Raw genomic sequence first — 21,651 nt, forward strand, 5'->3', positions numbered from 1 at the left:
AGTATAAAATACCCCTTGTGATAAACTTAGCCGCCAACTGAAGGTTCAACGTAGTCAAAAGAACAAAAGTTATTTGTAAAGAGGTTAGGATAAAGGTTCCCGAAAGAATAAAAATCAAAGACTTTATGTAAACCTCTATGTGTAAAGCATTTAAACTTAAAAAAATCGCTAAAGCATTTAAAATAAAACTTTTGTGCCTTCGTGGTTTAATAAAAAAGCTTAATGTTTCGAATAAAATAGTCTTTTATTCCATAACTTCTTTTTTCCACGAAATACGTAAAGCGATACCATCCCAATTCCGGAAAAAAGAATACAGGAAATTCCCAGATTTTGGATAAATCCGATCACGATCAGCCCGCATCCGATAAGAATATAATAGATAAGACCCAGTAAGGCTCCTGCGCTGCCGGCTTCATTCTTATACCTGATGAGTACAGTGCTCAGAATATTGGGAATAGCTATACTGAATGCCATCACAATAAAACAGTAAGGAATCAGAAAAAACAGTTCCCGGCCTGAGATCCATACAAAAACTGAAGCGGTAAATGAGATCCATATACCTGTCTTTACCAGGATTTCAGGCGCAGTGTTTCTTATCAGCAAATGCCTGTTCAGGTAAGCCCCTGCAAAAGTTCCGGCCGCCAGAATAAAACTGCTGTATCCGAAATCATAGGAGCTCAGACCGTTCTCTTTAAAAATAAACGGTGCCAGTGAATAATAGGAAAACAGCAGGACATTAAAACTCATAATCAGCATACAGCTTCTGATAATTTCAGGATCACCCAGCATACGTTTCAGTAAACGGGTCAGTGTTTCCATGCTGATCTGCTTTTTTACCTGAAGCGTTTCTGAAATATTGTTTTTTGAAAGAAACCAGAACAGGAAGGCTAATAAAAACAAAGTGATGAATACTCCCTGCTGTCCTGAAAGTGAAACCAGCACAGAACCGGAGATCATTCCGATGACAGGACTTACCGATAAACCGATCCCGATCCAGGAAAACACTTTACTGATCCTGTCCTTATCATAGAGATCCCTTAAAATGGTCTGAGCAATAATAGAACCTACGGAAATTCCGAAAGCAGAAACGATCCTTCCCGCGAGGAGAACGGTAAAATCGGGTGCTACAAGAGCGGTAAGCGCTCCGGCTCCGTAAATAACCAGTCCGTATTCAAGTGCTTTTTTCCGTCCGATGCGGTCGCTCTGAATCCCCCAGAAAGCTACCCCTGATGCGAAAGCTATAAAATACAGACTTATCGTTAACGTTGCCGATTCTTCCCGGACAGAAAAGTGTTCCTGTATCATCGGTAATACAGGACTGTAAATGGTTTCTGCAAACTGAGGAAGCATGACCAAAAGCGTAAGCAGCCACAGTGGGTTGGTTTTTTTCATTTTTTTTCTGCAAAGTTTTGAAAAATTGAATGTATATTTATAATGATATAAATACAAAAAACATCAAAAATAAGACATGGCCGTACTTCTGCAGAATGAAGCATTTGATGCCGACAGCATTCACGAAAAGGTGATTGGCATAGCATCCGATATGGTAATGCACGACTCCGGTTTCCATTCCCATCAGACTAAAGCACAGCTTCTGTATGCACCTTCAGGCTGTATGACGGTGACAGCATCCAACAGACAGCTCGTTTTGCCGCCTTTCAGAATGCTCTGGATTCCTGCAAAAGAAGTTCACAGGGTAAATTTCCGGAATGTTGTGGCTTACAGATCTGTTTATTTTGATGAGGATTTTGCCGGAAAATATTTCAGTCCGGATCTTAAGGTGCTGCAGGTAAATCCTCTTTTAAAAGAGATGATTGAGAGGATCTGCTTCTGGCAGTGGACGGTCTTGGATCAGCATCAGGAAAATATTTTAAAAGTATTCTGGAATGAACTGAAAAACGCTCCTGAAGAAAAACTGGAACTGAAAATACCAATTGACCGGCGCTTTAAAAAAGTAACGGAAGAATGGACGAAAAGAACTTCCATACCCCCTATGTTGAAAATGCTGACAGAAGAGGTGGGAGCGGTAGAGAAAACAATTAGCCGCATCTTTAAAAAAGAAACCGGATTATCTTATCAGGAATGGAGACAGCAGTGGCGTCTGCAGAGATCGATAGAGCTTCTGGTAGAAGGGAATCCAATAGGAGAGACTGCCCATTTATTAGAATTTTCATCAGACAGTGCATTCATTGAATTTTTCAAAAAACATACAGGATCCACACCATTGCAGTATCTGATGAAAAATGAATAATAAGTTTTGCCTGTTTTTCGACTGTATTTCTTGTCTTATGCAAAGACTTTTAAAAAATAATTTACATAAAATTGCTGTATTCAATGAAATGGTTTTATATATAACTAAAAAACAGGAATCATGGATAATTACACTCATACCATTGAAATAAAAACGACAGCAGACAGTGTATATGATGCGTTGACGAATAAAATTCCTCTTTGGTGGACAGAAATGTTTGAAGGTTCATCAGGAGAGGCGGGGGATGTATTTACGGTCAGATTCGGGGAGAATATTCACAAAACAATGAAGGTGAAAGAATTGATTCCCGGTTCAAAAGTGATATGGTATGTTGAAGATTCTATGATTGCTCTTCCTGAGCTGAAGAATCAGACGGAATGGATAGGAACAACCATCATCTGGGAAACAGAACAGGAGGGAAACAGGGCTTTGATAAAGGTTACCCATATGGGACTGCATCCGGCTGTTGAATGTTATGAAATATGCTCGGGGGGCTGGCAGCAATTCATCAGCAGTCTGAAATTATTCCTGGAAACCGGGAAAGGAAGTCCATATAGAAACTGATTTTCAGTCATAATCTACAATAGGTCAGCAAGAAAAGATTAAATTATAAAAGTTGTTTTTTATGGCATCTTACTTCCGGTTTCAAGCTTGCTTAAATAAGAAGTTTCTATTCCTGAATAAGTTAATGTGCGGTATTTATTCAGTAGAGGTAGACTTTAGTCCGCCTGAAATATTAGAAAATAATCCATTGGCTTTAGCCAAAATCTATGTCACCGATCTGTAAAATCCATTAGAGCAATAAAAATTCGTGTATTGGTGGCAATCCCCGGGTTGGAAAACGCAATGGCACAAAATTTTTTGATTATGCCGACGTTTAAGGCGCAAGAAAATTCAAGATTTTCAACAGGTAATACAGTAGTAAACTTTATCGAAGATAAAATCTTAGCGCCTTATACCCATGAAGGAAGGAAAAAATGGCGCCCTTGCGCAAACCAATAACTGTACACTCAAAAAAAATCTGCGCCGTCTGCCGGTCAGTGAGAAAATAAAATCCGGAGTTAAAAACAAAAAAGAAGCTGTTCACCATGTAAACAGCTTCTCTTATATGTATTGTTGTCTGAATTATTTCTTCTTGTAAGCAGCGTCTTTAATTCTCGCTTTTTTACCTCTAAGGTCTCTGAAGTAGTAAATTCTAGATCTTCTAACTTTACCTCTTCTGTCAACTTCAATTTTCTGAAGAGCCGGCATGTTGATTGGGAATACTCTTTCTACCCCTACATCACCACTCATTTTTCTGATGGTAAATGTTTTTGTAGCACCAGTACCTCTCAATTGGATAACGGTACCTTTGAAGAACTGAGTTCTTGTTTTCTGTCCTTCTTTAATTTCGTAATACACAGTAATTGTGTCTCCTGCTTTGAATTCAGGGAAATCTTTTTTAGTAATGTACTGGTCTTGTACGTACTTTAATAAATCCATTATTAATAAAATAAAATGTTAAAGCTAAGCAACTTACACGTTTTTCGTCAGAGGTTGAATAACAGGTTGCAAATGTACGAAATAGTTTTTGAATGTGCCAAATAATTTATGTGCTAAAAACTATAATTTTTCTGCCTCAATTATAGCTGAAATTTAACACTTCTTTTAAGTTCTCATCAGACTGAGTTTACATACGGTTTTTACTTTTGCCCGAAAATAAAAAGGTCTGAATACTTTTTTATAAACTGCTGATTTACAATTGAAACTCTATACCATTTTTTATAATATAACAACTATGAAACATTATTTCTTCTTTTTTTGTTTTGCCGTCCAGATGGCATTCGGGCAGGTATTATTTCCGTACCTCCAGAATCCGACGCCGAACTCAATGATCGTGAACTGGAAAACAGCTTCCAATAACGAGACTACCGTAATCTACGGTACTTCTCCGGCCAATCTGAATGTTACCGTAACCGGAACCACCAATATTTTTTCAGATACCGGTTACAATAATAACTATTATTATCATACTGCAAAGATCGTAGGCCTCCAGCCCAATACAAAATACTATTATAAAATAAAGACGGGAACCGGTGAATCGGCTGTATATAATTTCAGAACCCTGCCGCTTCCGGGCCAGCCTGTAACCGCTAATGGAAAGATCCGTTTCCTGATCATGGGAGACAACCAGATCAAAGCAGAACCGAGATATGACAGCCTTACCCTGAATGCATTCAAAAAGCTGAAAGAAAAATTCGGAACAGATTCTGATCCTTCCGATAATATTGCACTTACATTCATGGTAGGAGACCAGGTGGATGTAGGTACGCTGGACCATTATGAGAACGTACATTTTAAAAAGAACACCAAACTGTCTCCTTACCTTCCGATCCAGACCACTGTGGGAAATCACGAAACCTACGGAACCCTGGGAATGAATTCTTATTATGCCCATTTTTATATTGATGAAATCAAGTATAAAAACATCTCTTCAGGAAACGAAAATTATTATGCACAGCAGGCAGGAAATGTCTTATTTGTAAGTTTAAGTTCTGAACATACGGGAACTGCGCAGCAGACCTGGCTTTCCCAGATCCTTAATGAAGCCAACAGTGATCCTACCGTAGACTGGATTATCTCTTTAAGCCACAGACCGTATCAGGCAGAGCAGTACGTAGGAGATATTTCTACCTGGGTAAGAAATAATGCCGTTCCTTTGCTGGCAACTTCAGGCAAATACCTGATGCATGTAGGAGCTCATCATCATTTATACCACAGAGGACAGCTGAAGAATACCCCGAATTACCAGATCATTTCCGGAGGAACCGCCTGGGATCAGTATTGGGGAATGTCTAACGAGCAGGATTTTGATGATGTTCAGAAAACCCTTACAGACTGGACGTATCAGATTGTAGAAGTGGATATACCAACCGGAAAAGTAGATGTGGAATGCTATTCCATCGGAGGGGTTTATAACAGAAAATACAATGAGCTGGTAGATACTTTCCACCGGTATAAAAACCAGCCGCAGCCTTCAAAGCCGTCCGTAACGAATACTTTTTCAGCCCCTGTGACATTACCTCTTACACTGGACGGAAGTGCTTTCGCTTCAGCCGGCGGAGAACTTCTGAACACCACGCAGTTTCTGATCAGTAAAGCTCCGGATTTTTCAGTAATCGAAAAAGAAGTATACCGTGACTATGAAAACTGGTTCGGAAAAGACGGAAACGGAACTCCTGATAAAACAAAAAATTTAAATGCCGGCGTAGATATTACCAAAGTGACCCTTCCTGCCAATTCTATTTCCAACGGAACTTATTATGTAAAGGTACGTTACAGAGACAGAAATCTTGAATGGAGCGACTGGAGCGAGGTAAAGCAGTTTGAGGTCACAGGAAGTGTGGTATCCAATCCTACCTTCATTTTAGATAAAACAGAATACACCCAAAATGAACCGATTACCGGAACTTATACCGGAGGACCGGGAAACCAGCAGGATTGGGTGGGAATCTATAAAAAAGGACAGACTCCGTCTGCAACAACTTCTCAGGGGTATGTTTATACCAACGGTCAGACTGCAGGAACAGCCCTGTTCAGCAATGGCCTTCCAAATAAAGGACAGTATTTTGCAGGTTTCTTTGCCAACAACGGTTATACGGAAATCACCCCCAGAAAAAATTTCTATGTCGGCCCGAAAGTACAGCTTCAGGCAACTGCCGATACCTATCCGGTAGGGGGAACAGTGGTTATCAATTTCAGCAACGGTCCGAATCTGGTAAAGGACTGGATCGGAATCTATAAAATGGGACAGACCCCGGGAACCAATACTTCCATCAAATGGAGCTATGTGACCACACCTTCAGGAACCCTCAATTTTACAGGCCTTCCCAAAGGATATTACTATGCCCAGTATCTGCTTGAAGACGGATATACAGGAATCGGAGATAAAGTATTCTTTAAAGTAGGGGATATTGTTACAGAGCTATGGACCAACAAGCCGGTTTATACATTAGGGGAAAGTATTACCGCTTCATGGACGGATTCTCCGGGAATCATCAAAGACTGGCTGGGAATCTATCCTCAGAATATCCAGACTCCGGATGATAACTTTGTTTCCTATACCTATTTCGACGGGATCACACAGGGAACAAAATCAATTCAGGGAACAGCGGTGCCGGCCACTCCGGGAAATTATTATATGGTAATGTTTACCAATGATTCCTACACTGAAGTTTCCAACAGGGTACAGTTCCAGGTAACGTCACCAACACTGGGAGTAGAAGAGGCTAAAGCTACCGAAAAGAATGTCGTTCTATACCCGAATCCAACCAGACCAGGGCAGCCTACCTTCATCAAAAGTGATTACCCGATTGAGAAGATCGAGCTGGTATCCGCTTCAGGAGAACTGCTGTATGAGTCTAAGAACATCAATAATCAGCGTTTCTCCCTGGTGAACGAAAATCTTCCGAAAGGAGTTTATTTTGTAAAAGTTCATACCAGAAAATTATTTACTTTAAAACTGATTGTACAGTAAAATTCAGAGAAATATTAAAGCTAAAACGGCCGTCTCAACAGACGGCCGTTTTTTCAAAATTGATCTTTAATCAGAACTAAAATATTTTTATCAAGTTCTGTTCAAGAATTCTTTTATATCTTATTCAATTCTCAGTTCTGCGGGATTATAATTCTTTGCTCTCTCCTGAGCCCTCTTCATAAGAAATTGTAGTGTTTCCGGATCGTCAACCAATTTATTATAAGTATTCGGATCTGATATTTCTTTTCTTTGATAGTCAAATATTTTTGATTTTTTCACTAAAGTTGCTTTAGCTTCCATATTGGCTGATTTTACAAAATATTTTCTTTTTCTGAAATTATACATAGAATAGACATAGTCATTGTTTTCATCATAAATTTCTATAATAAGCCCGGGTAATTTATTAAACTTGTAAGGGCCAAAGGGAAAAGGAATTTCAGGAGTAAACCAGGCGGTCCAGTTTCTTCCATATTTTTTTGTTATTGCCTTCTGACATCTGTACTTACCTATTTTTCTGAAATCATTTATAAGTTTCCACTCAATATTATTGGTTTCCTCATATTTGAATCCTTTACCTGATATTGAAGTAGTGACATAAATTTTTCCGGATGTAGTTCCGATATATTCAGGAAAGTCAGTAGCATATTTTAGGCCTTCTGTAAAGCTGGTCTTGTCATTGATCTTTTTTTCATATTTCAAACTGTCTTCAACATACTTTTTCATATTCTTGAAATAGGATTCTTTTTCATTGATAAGAAGCGCAAAAGTATCCTCCTGAGTAAATGCATTAATAGTCTGATCCTTATATGTTAACTTATAATCTGCTTCATATACCACATCAAAGCCGATCTGTGCATGTATCGTTTTTGCTAAAAAGATCAATATTAAAGTAAAGGCTGTTTTCATTCGAATATTCTTTTTAAAAAGTAAAATATGGCTCATTAAGAACCATATTCTACCAATAAATTTATTTTGAATTAATGATTATAAATCGTAATACCTACATTTGTAGTTCCACAGGCAACGCCATTCATTATTTTTAGAGTATTAACAACCTGGGTATAGGTCATTTTCTCAATACCAGCCTCATTTACCTGTAATACTTTTCCACAGGAAGTTCTGAAGGGAAATGCACTTAGCACACTTGCTGCTAATAAAGCGGTTACGAATAATGTTTTTTTCATAATCAATCGGTTTTTTAGTTAATTATTATTTATAAAATTCCGATTAAAAATATGAAATAAATCAAACGTTTGGTGATTTATTTTTTTATGTTAAGTCCTTCTGTTACCTGTTATTTACATATGTGAAAAATATTTTTTTTATATTCTGAATTCATTGAAATAACTTTAGGAAAAAAAGCGATTCAAATGTTTTTTTTATATGCTGTAAATAGAATTTTCTTTATCTGCAGATTAGGATCATAACTCATTCAGCAGATCATCCTCGCTGAGGTTGGTCTGAATCGTACTGTAAGCATCCTGATCTTCACCAGCCAGTACTTTGGTGTCCTGGATCAGTTTTCCGTCTGTATTGTAAATTTTCAGCAGAATCCATTTTCCGCTGCGTTCCAGCTCTTTCATACCTGATTCTGTTTTGTATTTTACCTTTCCGCTCTGAAGAATGCCGTCTTTCACCGTTGCTTTATTGCCGGGTTTACCTTTCACATATTGTACGATCTGCCCTGTAAAACCGTCTGTATCTTCCAAAGGCTGGGTATACGTATAAAGAACAGCTCCTTTTTCATCATATACAGTAGAATCATATCCTGTCTGCTTGGCATTAAGCTTTTTCTCGGATTTTAATCTTTCATCCTCTTTGAATACTTTGGATAACGTTACAATACCGTCTTTATAGTGCTGTTCGCTGTAATCCTCATACACGGTTCCGTTATAAGGCATCTCATCTTTATAGGTTACACTGCCTTTTGATCTTCCGTCCGGATAATAGTATTTGATTTCCTGAACGGCGTTATCAGCAGAAATTTTTTCAGACGAAAGCTTCCCGTTGTCATCAAAATACCTGTTGAGAACTACCGAACCGTTTTTATAAACGTCAATCTCGGAAATATGGGAAAGGTCATAATTGAACTGGTAATCTTCACCATTCCAGGCTGTATAGGAATCCGTATCCCTATTATACTGATAGACAAGATTTCCTATTTTTTTGCCGGCTTCATCGTAAGTTGTTTTATAACCGTCTTTTTTATTTTTCTTTTCTTCCTGAAGGATTTTTCCGCTTTTTGAATAAATCATGCCTTCTTTTACCGTTCCGTCGCTTTTATACTTTTCGATCTTGGAAACTTTCATTGGATCATAATAGTATTCTACCATAATATTTTCATCGGAGCTGCCGGAATTATTGGTTCCGATGTGCTTTCCTTTTTCCCCGTAATATTTGGTCTCATATTTTCCGCTGCTGTCCGTTGTTACTTCATAACGGATTCCTTTAATATCTTCATCATAAACGATTGTTTTAAAGCTCTCTGCACTTTCGTATACGGTAATGCTATTATAATAGGAAAGGTTTTCCGGATCCTTGTAACTGTAAATTTTTCCTTTAAAAGTTCCGTCAGCCTTATAAACAAGGTCTTCAGTAGGTCTTCCTTTTTCATCAAACGTCTGGGCCGGTCCTACCTGTTTTCCACCGGAAAATGTTCCCATACTGGCGATCTTACCCTCTGGAGTATACCAGGTTACTTTACCTTCATACACTTCGCTTCCCGGAGTGGTATCAGAAGCCAGCCCCTCCATCTGAAGTTTCCCGTTTTTATAAAAATCTCTGATTAAAGTAAATTTACCCTTGATCTCAGTTTCGCGGTAAAATTCCATGTTTTCCCGGGTGGTTGGCTCCCAGTTTTCATCAAAATAGGTTTTTTCCTGGGCATATACATTAAAGCCGAGTACAAAGACAAACAGCGCCGAAGTCAATAATTTTTTCATGTTTTTATTTAAAATTTAAATGATTTGAATAGAGTAGGGCTTAATTCTGAAGCATCACAGAAATGCCGGTGAAACATTAAATAATGTCCGATTGCCGCAGAATAATCCTTTTACATAGAAGTTGTGTTGTGTTTAATAATTGATACCTGAATCCCATAAAAACACTGAGAGTTCAGGTTTGATGGCCCAAATATAAATCAATTTGATGAGAAATAGATAGTAAGCAGACCGATTTGTTCGTTTGTAGTATGTAATATGTTGAAAATTATTATTTTAATTATGTCAAAAATGATTAACTTGAAAAAGAGAAAAAACCGGATAGTTCCGGCCACCGGATTACGGGAAATTTTATTAAATTTAGCCAACAGAAAATCTAATATTTCATGATAGATAAAAGAGTACAAAATGCGAAGGAAGCCATCGAAGGAATTAAAGATGGAATGACCCTGATGCTGGGCGGATTTGGTCTTTGCGGTATCCCTGAAAACTCCATCAACGCATTGGTAGAAAGTGATGTGAAAGATCTTACCTGCATCTCGAACAATGCCGGCGTGGACGATTTCGGATTAGGATTGCTGCTTCATAAAAGACAGATCAGAAAGATGATCTCTTCCTATGTAGGAGAAAATGCGGAATTTGAAAGACAGATGCTTTCAGGAGAACTGGATGTAGAACTTACACCACAGGGAACCCTGGCGGAAAAATGCAGGGCAGCACAGGCGGGAATTCCTGCCTTCTACACCCCTGCAGGCTATGGGACAGAAATAGCAGAAGGAAAAGAAGTAAAAGAGTTCAACGGAAAACCCCATATTCTTGAACATGCCTATCAGGCAGATTTTTCTATCGTAAAAGCATGGAAAGGTGATCATGCCGGAAATCTGATCTTCAAAGGTTCAGCCAGAAATTTCAACCATCCGATGGCCGGAGCGGCAAAAATTACGATTGCTGAAGTGGAAGAGCTGGTAGAACCCGGTAAACTGGATCCTAACGAAGTACATATTCCGGGGATCATGATCCAGAGAATTTTCCAGGGAGAGAAGTTTGAAAAGAGAATTGAGCAGAGAACAGTAAGAAGCAGGGAATAGTTTCTGTTCGGAATGACCATAAAAACAAAGCGCTGAATCTACATTCAGCGCTTTGTTTATGCCTGTGGGGCAATCATTTTCCGTTCCCCGATCTGCTGTCGCCACATGGCGTAGTATAATCCTTTTTCAGCAATCAGATTATTGTGGGATCCTGTTTCAATCACCTGGCCGCGTTCCAGAACATAAATTTTGTCTGCATGCATGATCGTACTTAGACGGTGAGCGATAAGAACCGTAATCTGCTCCCTTTCTTTAGAAATATCCTTAATGGTTGTGGTGATTTCTTCTTCCGTAATACTGTCCAGTGCAGAAGTGGCCTCATCAAAGATCAGCAGATGAGGTTTCCTTAAAAGCGCCCTTGCAATGGCTATTCTCTGTTTTTCACCGCCACTCAGCTTTAGCCCGCCTTCACCAATCACCGTTTCAATTCCTTTCTCAGCCCTTTCAAGTAAGGCCGTACAGCTCGATTTTTCCAGAGCGGCAGCCAGTTCCTGTTCCGTTGCTTTGGGATTCACAAAAAGAAGGTTTTCTTTGATCGTTCCCGCAAAAAGCTGGGTATCCTGGGTCACAAAGCCAATCTGATTCCTGAGTTCATCAAAATCAAACTCCTTCCCGTTGATCGAATTATAAAAAATATTCCCTTCCTGAGGTCTGTAAAGCCCAACCAGCAATTTCACCAGAGTACTTTTTCCTGATCCGCTTGGTCCGACAAAAGCAATGGTTTCCCCGTTTTTAACATCAAAGGAAATATTATTCAAAGCTTTATACTGGGCAGACTGATGCTTGAATGAAACATGTCTGAACTCCAGTTCCTCAATAGCACCAATTGATTTCGGCTGAAGCGGCTTTTCTTCCACCTCTTTTTTCATTAAACGGTCGAAATTCTGAAGAGAAGCTTCCGCTTCACGGTAAGAGATAATGATATTCCCGATCTCCTGCATCGGCCCGAAAATAAAAAATCCGTAGAACATCAGCGACAGGTACTGTCCGGGAGTTACAATATTTTTAAAAATTAAAAGCAGTAAGGTCAGCGTGATCATCTGCTGGAGGAAATTCACCATCGTCCCCTGGATGAAGCTTAAAGAACGGATACTTTTAACCTTTCTCAGCTCAAGCCCGAGGATTTTGTAGGTATTGTTATTCAGACGGATAATCTCCTGGTTGGTGAGCCCAAGACTTTTTACAATTTCTATATTTCTTAAACTTTCAGTAGTGCTTCCCGCAAGGGCAGTAGTCTCCGAAACAATATTCTTCTGGATAACCTTTATCCTTTTACTTAATAAATTGGTGATAAAAGCAATCAGGAAAATCCCGCAGATATAAACCGGCATGATAGACCAGTGCAGGCGGATCGCATACACCGAAACGAAAATTATGCTCACTAAAATTCCAAAGAATATATTGATGAAATTACTGATGAACTTCACCGTGTCTTCCCTTACTTTCGTTAAAATAGACAACGTTTCACCGCTCCTCTGATCTTCAAACTCCTGATAGGGTAGGGCCATGGAATGTTTTAAACCGTCTGTAAAGATTTTGGCCCCGAACTTCTGGGTAATCACACTTACCACATAATCCTGAAAAGCTTTGGCAATCCTGCTTATCATAGCTGTTCCGATAAGCAGCCCTAAAAAATAAAAGGCTCCGTGGTAAACACTGGTTCCGTATAAATATTCGTTCAGATTTCTCGGTAAAAGCTTTTCCTTATCAAAAAAATTGGGGTGCGTAACCAGCCGGTCCAGGATATTTCCCGTAATAGCCGGAGCAAATAAAGAAAAAACCTGATTAATGGTAGCCAGCAGCAGCGAAATCGCAATCAGCCAGCGGTAAGGTTTAAGGTATCTTAAAAGTACTTTCATTACTAATTTATAAGGGTACAAAATTAAAGATATTATTTTTACTAACAGTGTTAATTTTTAAACACAGAAAGCCCTTTTATATTCAGCTGAAAATAATTAAATTGCAGTCTAAGTTTTTATTATGCTTACAAAAGAACAAATTGCCAAAAGAATTTCAAAAGAACTGAAAGATCGCTATTATGTAAACCTGGGAATAGGAATTCCTACTTTGGTTGCCAACTATGTTCCGGAAGGTATTTCCGTAGAATTCCAGAGTGAGAACGGAGTTCTGGGGATGGGGCCTTTCCCTTTTGAAGGTGAGGAAGATGCAGATATCATCAACGCTGGAAAACAAACCATTACCATCCTGCCGGGAGGTTCATTCTTCGATTCTGCATTCAGTTTCGGAATGATCAGAGGGCAGAAAGTGGATCTTACCATTCTTGGAGCAATGGAAGTGTCAGAAAACGGAGATATTGCCAACTGGAAGATCCCAGGTAAAATGGTAAAAGGAATGGGAGGTGCCATGGATCTGGTAGCTTCCGCAGAAAATATTATCGTAGCCATGATGCACGTAAACAAAGCCGGAGAAAGCAAAATCCTGAAAAAATGTACCCTTCCGCTTACCGGAGTAAACTGTGTGAAAAGAGTAGTGACGGAACTGGCAGTTCTGGATGTTACCCCTGCAGGTTTCAAACTGGTGGAAAGAGCACCGGGCGTTTCAGTAGAACATATTATAGGAGCTACGGAAGCGGATCTTATCATTGAAGGAGAAATTCCGGAAATGCAGTTTTAGATATTCCACATCAATATATAATTTAATATCAATATAAAGCATTGAGGATGAAAGTCTTCAGTGCTTTTTTTATGCTCCTGGTTTTCGGAACTATACATTTATTGCCGGAACAGAGACAAATACTTATCTGTCTTCAACACTTATTAACCGCCTCTTTGCCCGTTGGCGAATAAACATCAATTTTATCATACTAAAAACAAAATATTATGAAACATCTGGTAATTATTTTAGGGCTTGCATTTTCAACAGGGTATACAGGGCCTGTACATAAAGAAAGTGTTAAAAACACAAGCAAAGAGGAAACAGCTAAGGTCACGGCACCGGACACAAACCTGAGTCGGCTGGCCAATACGTATTATGTTGTAAACCGCAGAACCGGGGTGCCCGCACGTAATGCTGCGGAAGCAGAACAGATAGCTGATGTATCCGGACCATACGGTAACGTTGCCTATCTGGGAAGCAGTGCCTGCAGAACCTGGTGGCTGAATAAAACGGTTGTTCCGAATCCGGGTAACCATCAGGAACCGGTTACCTGGTCTCACTATTATTCTTCAGGAGGAACCGTAACGGTTGCCGGAGATTATTTTCTTCTTTATTGTCCTTTTTAGATAGATGAAAAGTAAAAACAGCTGCAAAATCAGTTTCAGCAATTTAAATTGATAAAGATTTTTACAAAAATAACCATAAAGATCTGTGAAATACAGGAAATCTAGGGGAACTTTTAACGGCTGAACTGATCTTAATGGTTTGAAAATTTGAATGAAGGATAACCATAATCAATTCAGTTAAAAACAGAAACCTTGCCGGCCGGCAAGGTTTTTTCTGATGTATATTAATTTCTTATTTATGATCCTGTGCTCCGAAAACCTTCTGCAGGATGCTCGTCGTTCTCATAGCCGGTGTATTTCTGATGCCGCTTTCTTTATCAGCCACCATTTTGAAAACCCCATTGATGGTTTCGGTGGTTACATATTCATTAAGGTCGGTGGTTACGGATTGCCCTGTAAACGTATTATATTTGGAGATCAGGTTTTTCCATACCGTATCTGCACCTACTTTCCCGAGAGATGCTTTTACTTTTGGCTGAAAAGCCGTAAAAAGCTGGCTTTGGGTTTTGCTCTGAAGATAGCTGGTGGCTGCGTTATCACTGCCCAGCAGGATATTTTTCGCATCAGTGATCGTCATGGAAGTGATCGCTTTGGTGAAAATAGGAGCGGCTTCCGTTACCGCATCCTCAGCAGCTCTGTTCAATAGTTTTACCCCTTCATCAGCAAGGCTTCCCATTCCCAGAGAACGCAGAGTATTATCGATTTTTCTTAATTTCTCCGGCATTAAGATTTTTACCGCTTCATTCTTTAAAAATCCGTCAGTAAGAGCCAGTTTCTTTACCCCGTCAGTCACCCCGATGCTCAGAGCTTCCTTTAGTCCCGATGAAATCTGTGCTGAAGTAAGATTACCCAGGTTTACAGAGGAGTTTTTAGTAGGTGTAGCCGTATTGGCAGGCGCTGCGGTTGTGGAGCTTTTTGTTTTCGCCGGGTTTTCAAGATCTACTCCGGTTTTATCTTTTACCGTAGATTTGATGATATCGAGGAGCTGTGCCTGTGAAGAAACAGAAAATAATAAACCGGCTGCCAGCAAAATACTTTTTCTCATTGTATTTTTTTTACAAATTTAGATGTTTTATTTTTTGATAGGTTAAATACTGCGGAAGATTTGGAAAATAATTATCTTAGCAAAAACCTTAACCGCATTCCAATGGTACGAATCTTTTTAGTTTTTTCCATGTTGTTTTCAAATCTGATTTTAGCTCAAAATAAGTTGAACCTGATTCCTTATCCACAAAAAACAGAAGTGTTAAAAGGTGAATTTATCATTCCCGAAACCTTATTATTAAGCAGTGACCTGCCGAAAGAAGAAACGGAGTATTTCAAAAAGCGGCTGGGATCTCAGCTGAAATTTCAGTCTCTTCAAAAGGGTAACGCGGCTCATCTGACGAATTCCATCATTACTCCGGTTTCTGCAGCGGATGCCGGACAGAAAAAAGAATATTACACATTAGAAATCTCTCCGAAACAGATTCATATTAAATCATACTCCCGTCAGGGGTATTTTCTGGCACTCCAGACGTTGATCCAGCTGTTTGAAGCACATCAGGCTGACCGGAAAATTCCGGTTTTAAACATTGAAGATCAGCCGAAGTTCGCATGGAGAGGAATGCACCTTGATGTCTGCCGTCATTTTTTTACAGTAGAGGAGGTAAAACAATACATCGATTATCTGGCCATGTACAAACTGAATACCTTCCACTGGCATTTAACGGATGATCAGGGCTGGAGAATTGAGATTAAAAAATATCCGAAACTTACCCGGTTAGGTTCAAAGCGTAAGGAATCCATGATCGGGGCCTATGTAGACAATACATTCGACGGAAAGCCGTACGGACCGTTTTTCTATACACAGGAACAGATCAGAGACGTTGTGAAATATGCGCAGCAAAGGCACATTAACGTAGTTCCGGAAATTGAGATGCCGGGGCATGCTCTTGCAGCATTGACTGCCTATCCTGAGCTGGCCTGTACCAAAGGTCCTTTTGAGCCGGCTACCAAATGGGGTGTTTTTGATGACGTTTTCTGCCCCAAAGAAGAAACATTCACGTTCCTTGAAAATGTTCTGGATGAAGTAATGAAGCTTTTCCCGTCTCAATACATTCATATCGGCGGTGATGAGTGCCCGAAAACAAGATGGAAAGAATGTGCCCATTGCCAGGAACTGATCAGGAAAAATAATTTAAAAGATGAGCATGGACTGCAAAGTTATTTCATTCACGGGATTGAAAAATTTGTCAACAGTAAGGGCAGAAAGATCATTGGCTGGGATGAAATTTTAGAAGGCGGTCTGGCTCCCAATGCAGCCGTAATGAGCTGGACAGGAGTAAACGGAGGTATAGAAGCCGCAAAATCAGGACATTTCGCCGTAATGACTCCGGGTGCGTATTGCTACTTTGATCATTACCAGGGCGATCCGCAGTCGGAACCGAATGCTTTCGGAGGATTTACCCCACTGGACAAAATCTACTCTTACAACCCTATTCCTTCCGAGCTGAATGCAGAACAGTCCAAATACATCATGGGGGTACAGGCCAATCTCTGGACCGAGTATATTACAGATTTCAGACAGGTACAGTATATGATTTTTCCGAGACTGATGGCGCTTTCCGAAGTAGGCTGGGGAACCTCAGATCCTAAGAATTATAAAGAATTTGAAAACAGAGTCATCACCCAGTTTAAAGTCCTTGATAAAATGAAGGTGAACTACGCCAGAAGTATCTATAATATTTCAGGAAAAGTAATTCCGGCTAATAAAGGTATTGCCTACGAACTGTCAACTTCACAGAATTTAAACGGAATCCGCTATACCCTGGACGGAACTAATCCGTCAGTAAACTCTGAAACTTATCAGGAGCCGGTTCCAATTCCGCGATCTTTAACTGTTAAATCTGCTTACTTTGAGAACGGCCAACTGAAAAGTGCGGTTTCTTCCCAACAGTTTACGATTTCCAAAACAACCGGAAAAAATATAACCCTTGAACAGCAGCCAAGTGAAAATTATTCTTTCGGAGGAGCCTTTACTTTGGTAGACGGAATTACTGGAAATACCAGACAGCTTGGAAAAACATGGCTTGGATTCCAGGGGAAAGATGTCACTGCTGTGATTGATTTCGGAAATAAAACAGATTTCTCAGAAGTTTATTTCAATACTCTGGAGAACAAGGGAAGCTGGATTCATCTGGCCAATTCAGCACAGATCTTTGTTTCCGACGATAACAGGAATTTTAAAATGATCAGAGAGATCGGCAAGGATGAAATTCAGAAAGCCAAAGGAAAAATTAAACTTAAGGTAGGGACGCAGAATGCAAGGTATATTAAAGTGAAAATCGAAAATGCAGGAATTATTCCCGCCGGAAATCCAGGTGCAGATTCCAGAGCATGGCTGTTTGTTGATGAAATTGGCGTAAATTAGCCGTAAAAGCCAGTATAAATGCAGGACACCGTACTTTCTTCAGAATTTTCTTCTTCACCGGAACTGGTAGAAAAGCTCTATCAGAACGGTATCACCAGACATTACCGGGAAGGAGATATTATTTTAGACGAAAATGCTTCCATCCGTTCCATTCCCATTGTGATGAAAGGGATGATTAAAGTGATCAGAACAGAAGAGGACGGACGTGAGATCCTGCTGTATTATATCAGATCAGGAGAAAGCTGCATTATGTCTTTTCTGGGTGGAATGCACAATGAAAAAAGCATCGTAAAAGCAGAAGTGGAAGAAGATGCTGAAATCCTTTTCCTGCCCGTGGATAAAGTTTCCCTATTCATCAAAGAACATCCCGAATGGCTGGATTATATTTTCAGACTTTACCATAAACGTTTTGAAGAGCTGTTGGACATCATCAATGCTATCGCTTTCAAAAAGGTAGATGAAAGACTTCTCGATCTGCTGAATAAAAAAGCAGAGCTTACCCAATCTCAAACCATCATTATTACTCATGAACAGCTGGCCAACGAACTTGGAACCGCCAGAGTTGTCGTTTCAAGGCTTCTGAAACAGCTGGAAGAGGCCGGAAGAGTACAGCTTGGCAGAAATAAGATTATTCTTCTGTCATAAAAATTGATAAAATTTTCCCTCTCGGATTTTTGCCTTGAAGTTCCCACGAATTCCACAAATACCACTGATGATGGTGAATGTTTTTATCTCGCAGAATATATAGATGATGCCCTTTATTTATCTTAAAGACAGATTATTTCTCCCTGTTTAGCTGTATGATTTATTTTTTACAGGAATCCAAAACCTAACAGGTCTCAAAGACCTGTTAGGTTTAGAAAAGCACCAATAACTTTATTGACCGCAAAAACTCAAACCAAACCGAAAAAAGAATTCTATGCCCATCCTTACCTTTTCCAATACACCAATACTCAGGCTTCTCTCTCGCGGATCTGGCAGATTGAGCATATTTAAAACTTTTGTTGTTTAATTAAATCCGTTATGTAACAAAAGTAGCTGTACTCCTCTCAGAATAATTCCATTTTTGCCCTGTAATTATTGAATGAAATGGAAATTATAGGCTATGCATCAGCAATTTTAATAGGAATTTCTCTGGGCCTGATCGGGGGCGGCGGAAGTATTCTCACCGTTCCTGTTCTGGTGTATCTTTTTGGGCTTGATGCTTTTCTGGCAGCAGAATATTCGCTTTTTATCGTTGGAATAAGCAGTGCGGCAGGATCTCTGACTTATTTTAAAAAAGGATTGGTTGATTTTAAAACAGCTTTGGTATTCGGTATTCCTTCCATTATTTCCATTTTCATGACCAGACTGTATATCGTTCCTCTGATTCCTGAGAACGTTCTGGAGACCGGAAATTTTACAATAACAAAAAACATTTTCCTCTTACTGGTTTTTGCCATTCTGATGATTGCAGCTTCTTATAAAATGATCAGGAAAAATAAAGCTGAAAATACAGATACCGGAAAAAGAAATACCCTTCTGGCGGCAGGTGAAGGTTCACTTATCGGAGTTTTAACCGGGTTAGTAGGCGCGGGAGGTGGTTTTATGATCATTCCTGCTTTGGTGGGGCTGTTAAAAATACCGATGAAAAAAGCCATAGGAACTTCACTGGTTATTATTGCCCTGAATTCGTTAATTGGTTTTTCCTCATCAATAGGCAATACCGCAATTGAATGGAAGTTTTTAGTATCTGTTGCACTGATTGCCGTTGCCGGGATCTTCATCGGTTCCCGGCTGTCTGAAAAGATTGACGGCAGAAAGCTGAAACCTGCCTTTGGATGGTTTATTCTGGCGATGGGAGTATATATTATTTTAAAAGAAATCTTCTTCTGATCTCTATGCAAAACTTGAGGATATTGAAAGTATAAAATAAGCCTGTTTGAATTTATTTTAAGCTTAACCACAAACAGAAGTTTCAACGTAGTCAAAAAGAAACAAAAGCTATTGGCACAGATATTAGAGATGATAAAGGTTTTTAAAGAATAAAAAATCAAAGATTTTAAAGGCTGATGTGAACTTCTAAGCGCAAAGTATTTAAACTTAAAGTGTTTAAAATAAAACTTTTGTGGTTTAACAAAAAAATTAAACAGCTTTGTAACAAAAGTAACTGTACAGGAAACCGGAAAGCCGGAAATTTGAATAAATAAAAGAAGAAATATGAAAATAGAACAGATTTATACAGGATGTCTGGCACAGGGAGCCTATTACATCATATCAGAAGGAGAAGCAGCCATCATCGATCCGCTGCGTGAAACAGAACCTTATCTTGAAAAACTGGAAAGAGACGGAGTACAGTTGAAATATATTTTCGAAACCCATTTTCATGCAGATTTTGTAAGCGGTCATGTGGACCTGAGCCGGAAAACCGGAGCTCCGATAATTTACGGTCCCTCCGCTGAACCTGAATTTCAGGCCATCATTGCTGAGGATGGTCAGGTATTTGAAGTCGGAAAGATAAAGATCAAAGTGCTGCATACCCCGGGACACACTTTAGAGAGTGTTTCTTACCTGTTGATTGATGAAGAAGGAAAAGAGAACGCTTTGTTCAGTGGAGATACCCTGTTTTTAGGAGATGTGGGACGGCCGGATCTGGCTCAGAAAGCCGCGGATATGACGCAGGAAGAGCTGGCAGGGCTGCTGTATGACAGCTTATATCAGAAAATTCTTCCTTTAAATGGGGATATTACAGTATATCCGGCTCATGGTGCGGGTTCTGCCTGTGGTAAGAACATGCAGAAAGAAACGGAAGATACACTGGAAAATCAGAAGAAAACCAATTATGCACTGAACCAGCCGGATAAGGAATCTTTCATCAGGGAAGTGCTGGATGGGCTTCTGCCGCCACCTGCCTATTTCGGAATGAATGTAGCGATGAATAAAAAAGGGTATACCAGCTTTGATGAGGTCTTGTCGAAAGGGTTACATGCCCTGCCGCCACAGCAGTTTGAAGAAATAGCGGAAATCTCCGGTGCTTTAATTGTGGATGTAAGAAACAACCGTGAATTTGCTGAAGGTTTTATCCCGCAATCTGTAAATATAGGGCTTGATGGTGATTTTGCACCCTGGGCAGGCGCTTTGATTGCCGATGTAAACCAGCCCATACTGCTTGTTGCAGAGGAAGGAAGGGAAGAGGAGGCCGTGACAAGGCTCAGCCGTGTCGGTTTTGATCAGGTCCTGGGATTTCTGAAAGGAAGTTTTGAAGCCTGGAAAAACATTGGCAGAGAAACAGATGCTGTACGCCGTATCAGTGCGGAACAGTTTGAAAATGAAATAAGCGGAAGAAATGTTAAAATCATCGATGTAAGAAAAGAAAGCGAATACAACGCAGAACATATCGAAGGAGCTTACAGCAGACCTTTAGCTTACATTAATGAATGGATGAGTGAAACAGATCCTGAAGAGCACTTTTATCTGCATTGTGCCGGAGGATACAGAAGTATGATTGCAGCGGGAATTCTTCAGGCAAGAGGGTACAGAAATTTTACCGATATTGAAGGTGGATTCAGTGCCATTGCAGAAACCGGCATCCCGAAAAGTAATTTCTTATGCCAGTCCAGGATTTTAAATAAATAAAATTAACGTATCGATGTTGGAAATAATAAAAGACCCCTGGCCGTGGTATATTGCAGGCCCTTTGATCGGGCTTACCGTACCCGCTCTTCTCATTCTTGGAAATAAATCTTTCGGGATCAGCTCATCACTGAGACATATCTGTGCAGCCTGTGTTCCTGCCGGAATCAATTTCTTTAAATACGACTGGAAAAAGGAAGCCTGGAACCTGTTTTTCGTGCTCGGAATTTTCTTCGGAGGACTTATTGCGTCTCAATTCCTGACCAGTCCGGGCGGGATTACAGTAAATCCCGGACTGAAGGCAGAACTGTCCGGATACGGAATTACAGACTATACCAATATGGTTCCCACTCAGCTGATGAATTTTGAAAGTCTTTTTACTCTGAGAGGTTTTATCATAATGGTGGTAGGCGGATTTCTGGTAGGCTTCGGAACACGGTATGCCGGAGGATGCACCAGTGGTCATGCCATTATGGGGCTTTCCAATCTGCAGTGGCCGTCACTGGTAGCTACCATATGCTTTATGATCGGTGGTTTTCTGATGGCCAATCTTATATTACCCCTTATTCTTTCCCTATAATCTAAAACCGA

18 protein-coding genes are annotated in these 21,651 nt (G+C 39.8%); 11 read left to right on the forward strand and 7 right to left on the reverse strand.

The features are described 5' to 3' along the window. Positions 1-219: 219 nt before the first annotated feature. Positions 220-1,392: an MFS transporter gene (locus AC106S_RS11330; RefSeq protein ID WP_482439179.1), complete on the reverse strand. Its 1,173-nt coding sequence runs from the start codon at positions 1,390-1,392 to the stop codon at positions 220-222. 76 nt (positions 1,393-1,468) lie between these two features. Between AC106S_RS11330 and AC106S_RS11335 the strand changes: the two genes are divergently transcribed. Together AC106S_RS11335 and AC106S_RS11340 are read left to right on the forward strand one after the other, a co-directional pair. Next, positions 1,469-2,251, forward strand: a complete 783-nt coding sequence (locus AC106S_RS11335; protein ID WP_482439180.1) for an AraC family transcriptional regulator — start codon at positions 1,469-1,471, stop codon at positions 2,249-2,251. Between the two features lie 120 nt (positions 2,252-2,371). Beyond that, entirely contained in the window at positions 2,372-2,815 is a 444-nt protein-coding gene (locus AC106S_RS11340) for an SRPBCC family protein (protein ID WP_482439181.1), read from the forward strand. Positions 2,816-3,376: 561 nt separating this feature from the next. Here AC106S_RS11340 and rplS read toward each other — a convergent pair. Further along, complete coding sequence (gene rplS, locus AC106S_RS11345) at positions 3,377-3,733, reverse strand: 50S ribosomal protein L19 (RefSeq protein ID WP_062696960.1); 357 nt, start codon at positions 3,731-3,733, stop codon at positions 3,377-3,379. Between the two features lie 295 nt (positions 3,734-4,028). On the opposite strand from rplS, the gene AC106S_RS11350 reads away from it, so the two are divergent. Then, positions 4,029-6,767, forward strand: a complete 2,739-nt coding sequence (locus AC106S_RS11350; RefSeq protein ID WP_482439182.1) for a fibronectin type III domain-containing protein — start codon at positions 4,029-4,031, stop codon at positions 6,765-6,767. A 120-nt stretch (positions 6,768-6,887) separates the two neighbouring features. Here AC106S_RS11350 and AC106S_RS11355 read toward each other — a convergent pair whose 3' ends face one another. The 3 genes from AC106S_RS11355 to AC106S_RS11365 all read right to left on the reverse strand — a co-directional run bounded on the left by AC106S_RS11355 (position 6,888) and on the right by AC106S_RS11365 (position 9,709). Next, positions 6,888-7,673 carry a GLPGLI family protein gene (locus AC106S_RS11355; RefSeq protein WP_482439183.1) on the reverse strand — a complete coding sequence of 262 codons (786 nt, stop codon included), beginning with the start codon at positions 7,671-7,673 and terminating at the stop codon, positions 6,888-6,890. 71 nt (positions 7,674-7,744) lie between these two features. After that, on the reverse strand, positions 7,745-7,951 hold the full coding sequence (locus AC106S_RS11360) for a hypothetical protein (RefSeq protein ID WP_482439184.1): 207 nt from the start codon (positions 7,949-7,951) through the stop codon (positions 7,745-7,747). A 237-nt stretch (positions 7,952-8,188) separates the two neighbouring features. Next, positions 8,189-9,709, reverse strand: coding sequence for a toxin-antitoxin system YwqK family antitoxin (locus AC106S_RS11365; RefSeq protein WP_482439185.1), 1,521 nt, complete (start codon positions 9,707-9,709; stop codon positions 8,189-8,191). 383 nt (positions 9,710-10,092) lie between these two features. Between AC106S_RS11365 and AC106S_RS11370 the strand changes: the two genes are divergently transcribed. After that, positions 10,093-10,794, forward strand: coding sequence for a CoA transferase subunit A (locus AC106S_RS11370; RefSeq protein ID WP_482439186.1), 702 nt, complete (start codon positions 10,093-10,095; stop codon positions 10,792-10,794). Positions 10,795-10,850: 56 nt separating this feature from the next. On the opposite strand, the gene AC106S_RS11375 is transcribed toward AC106S_RS11370, so the two are convergent. Then, positions 10,851-12,653, reverse strand: coding sequence for an ABC transporter ATP-binding protein (locus AC106S_RS11375; protein ID WP_482439187.1), 1,803 nt, complete (start codon positions 12,651-12,653; stop codon positions 10,851-10,853). 121 nt (positions 12,654-12,774) lie between these two features. Between AC106S_RS11375 and AC106S_RS11380 the strand changes: the two genes are divergently transcribed. Further along, the gene (locus AC106S_RS11380; protein WP_482439188.1) at positions 12,775-13,428 is read left to right on the forward strand and encodes a CoA transferase subunit B; all 654 of its coding nucleotides are present in this window, start codon (positions 12,775-12,777) and stop codon (positions 13,426-13,428) included. Positions 13,429-13,634: 206 nt separating this feature from the next. After that, on the forward strand, positions 13,635-14,036 hold the full coding sequence (locus tag AC106S_RS11385; RefSeq protein WP_482439189.1) for a hypothetical protein: 402 nt from the start codon (positions 13,635-13,637) through the stop codon (positions 14,034-14,036). Between the two features lie 232 nt (positions 14,037-14,268). Here the strand turns inward: AC106S_RS11385 and AC106S_RS11390 are convergent, their stop codons facing one another. After that, positions 14,269-15,081, reverse strand: a complete 813-nt coding sequence (locus AC106S_RS11390; RefSeq protein ID WP_482439190.1) for a DUF4197 domain-containing protein — start codon at positions 15,079-15,081, stop codon at positions 14,269-14,271. A gap of 102 nt (positions 15,082-15,183) precedes the next feature. Between AC106S_RS11390 and AC106S_RS11395 the strand changes: the two genes are divergently transcribed. The 5 genes from AC106S_RS11395 (at position 15,184) to AC106S_RS11415 (ending at position 21,640) form a co-directional block, all read left to right on the forward strand. Beyond that, on the forward strand, positions 15,184-17,448 hold the full coding sequence (locus AC106S_RS11395) for a glycoside hydrolase family 20 protein (RefSeq protein ID WP_482439191.1): 2,265 nt from the start codon (positions 15,184-15,186) through the stop codon (positions 17,446-17,448). Positions 17,449-17,466: 18 nt separating this feature from the next. Beyond that, a complete protein-coding gene (locus AC106S_RS11400; protein WP_482439192.1) occupies positions 17,467-18,093 on the forward strand; it encodes a Crp/Fnr family transcriptional regulator in 627 nt (208 codons plus the stop codon). A gap of 444 nt (positions 18,094-18,537) precedes the next feature. Continuing rightward, on the forward strand, positions 18,538-19,323 hold the full coding sequence (locus AC106S_RS11405; RefSeq protein ID WP_482439193.1) for a sulfite exporter TauE/SafE family protein: 786 nt from the start codon (positions 18,538-18,540) through the stop codon (positions 19,321-19,323). A gap of 324 nt (positions 19,324-19,647) precedes the next feature. Then, entirely contained in the window at positions 19,648-21,063 is a 1,416-nt protein-coding gene (locus AC106S_RS11410) for an MBL fold metallo-hydrolase (protein WP_482439194.1), read from the forward strand. Positions 21,064-21,076: 13 nt separating this feature from the next. Continuing rightward, positions 21,077-21,640: a YeeE/YedE family protein gene (locus AC106S_RS11415; RefSeq protein ID WP_482439195.1), complete on the forward strand. Its 564-nt coding sequence runs from the start codon at positions 21,077-21,079 to the stop codon at positions 21,638-21,640. Positions 21,641-21,651 lie beyond the last annotated feature (11 nt).

It is taken from the genome of Chryseobacterium sp. FR054, assembly GCF_056844565.1.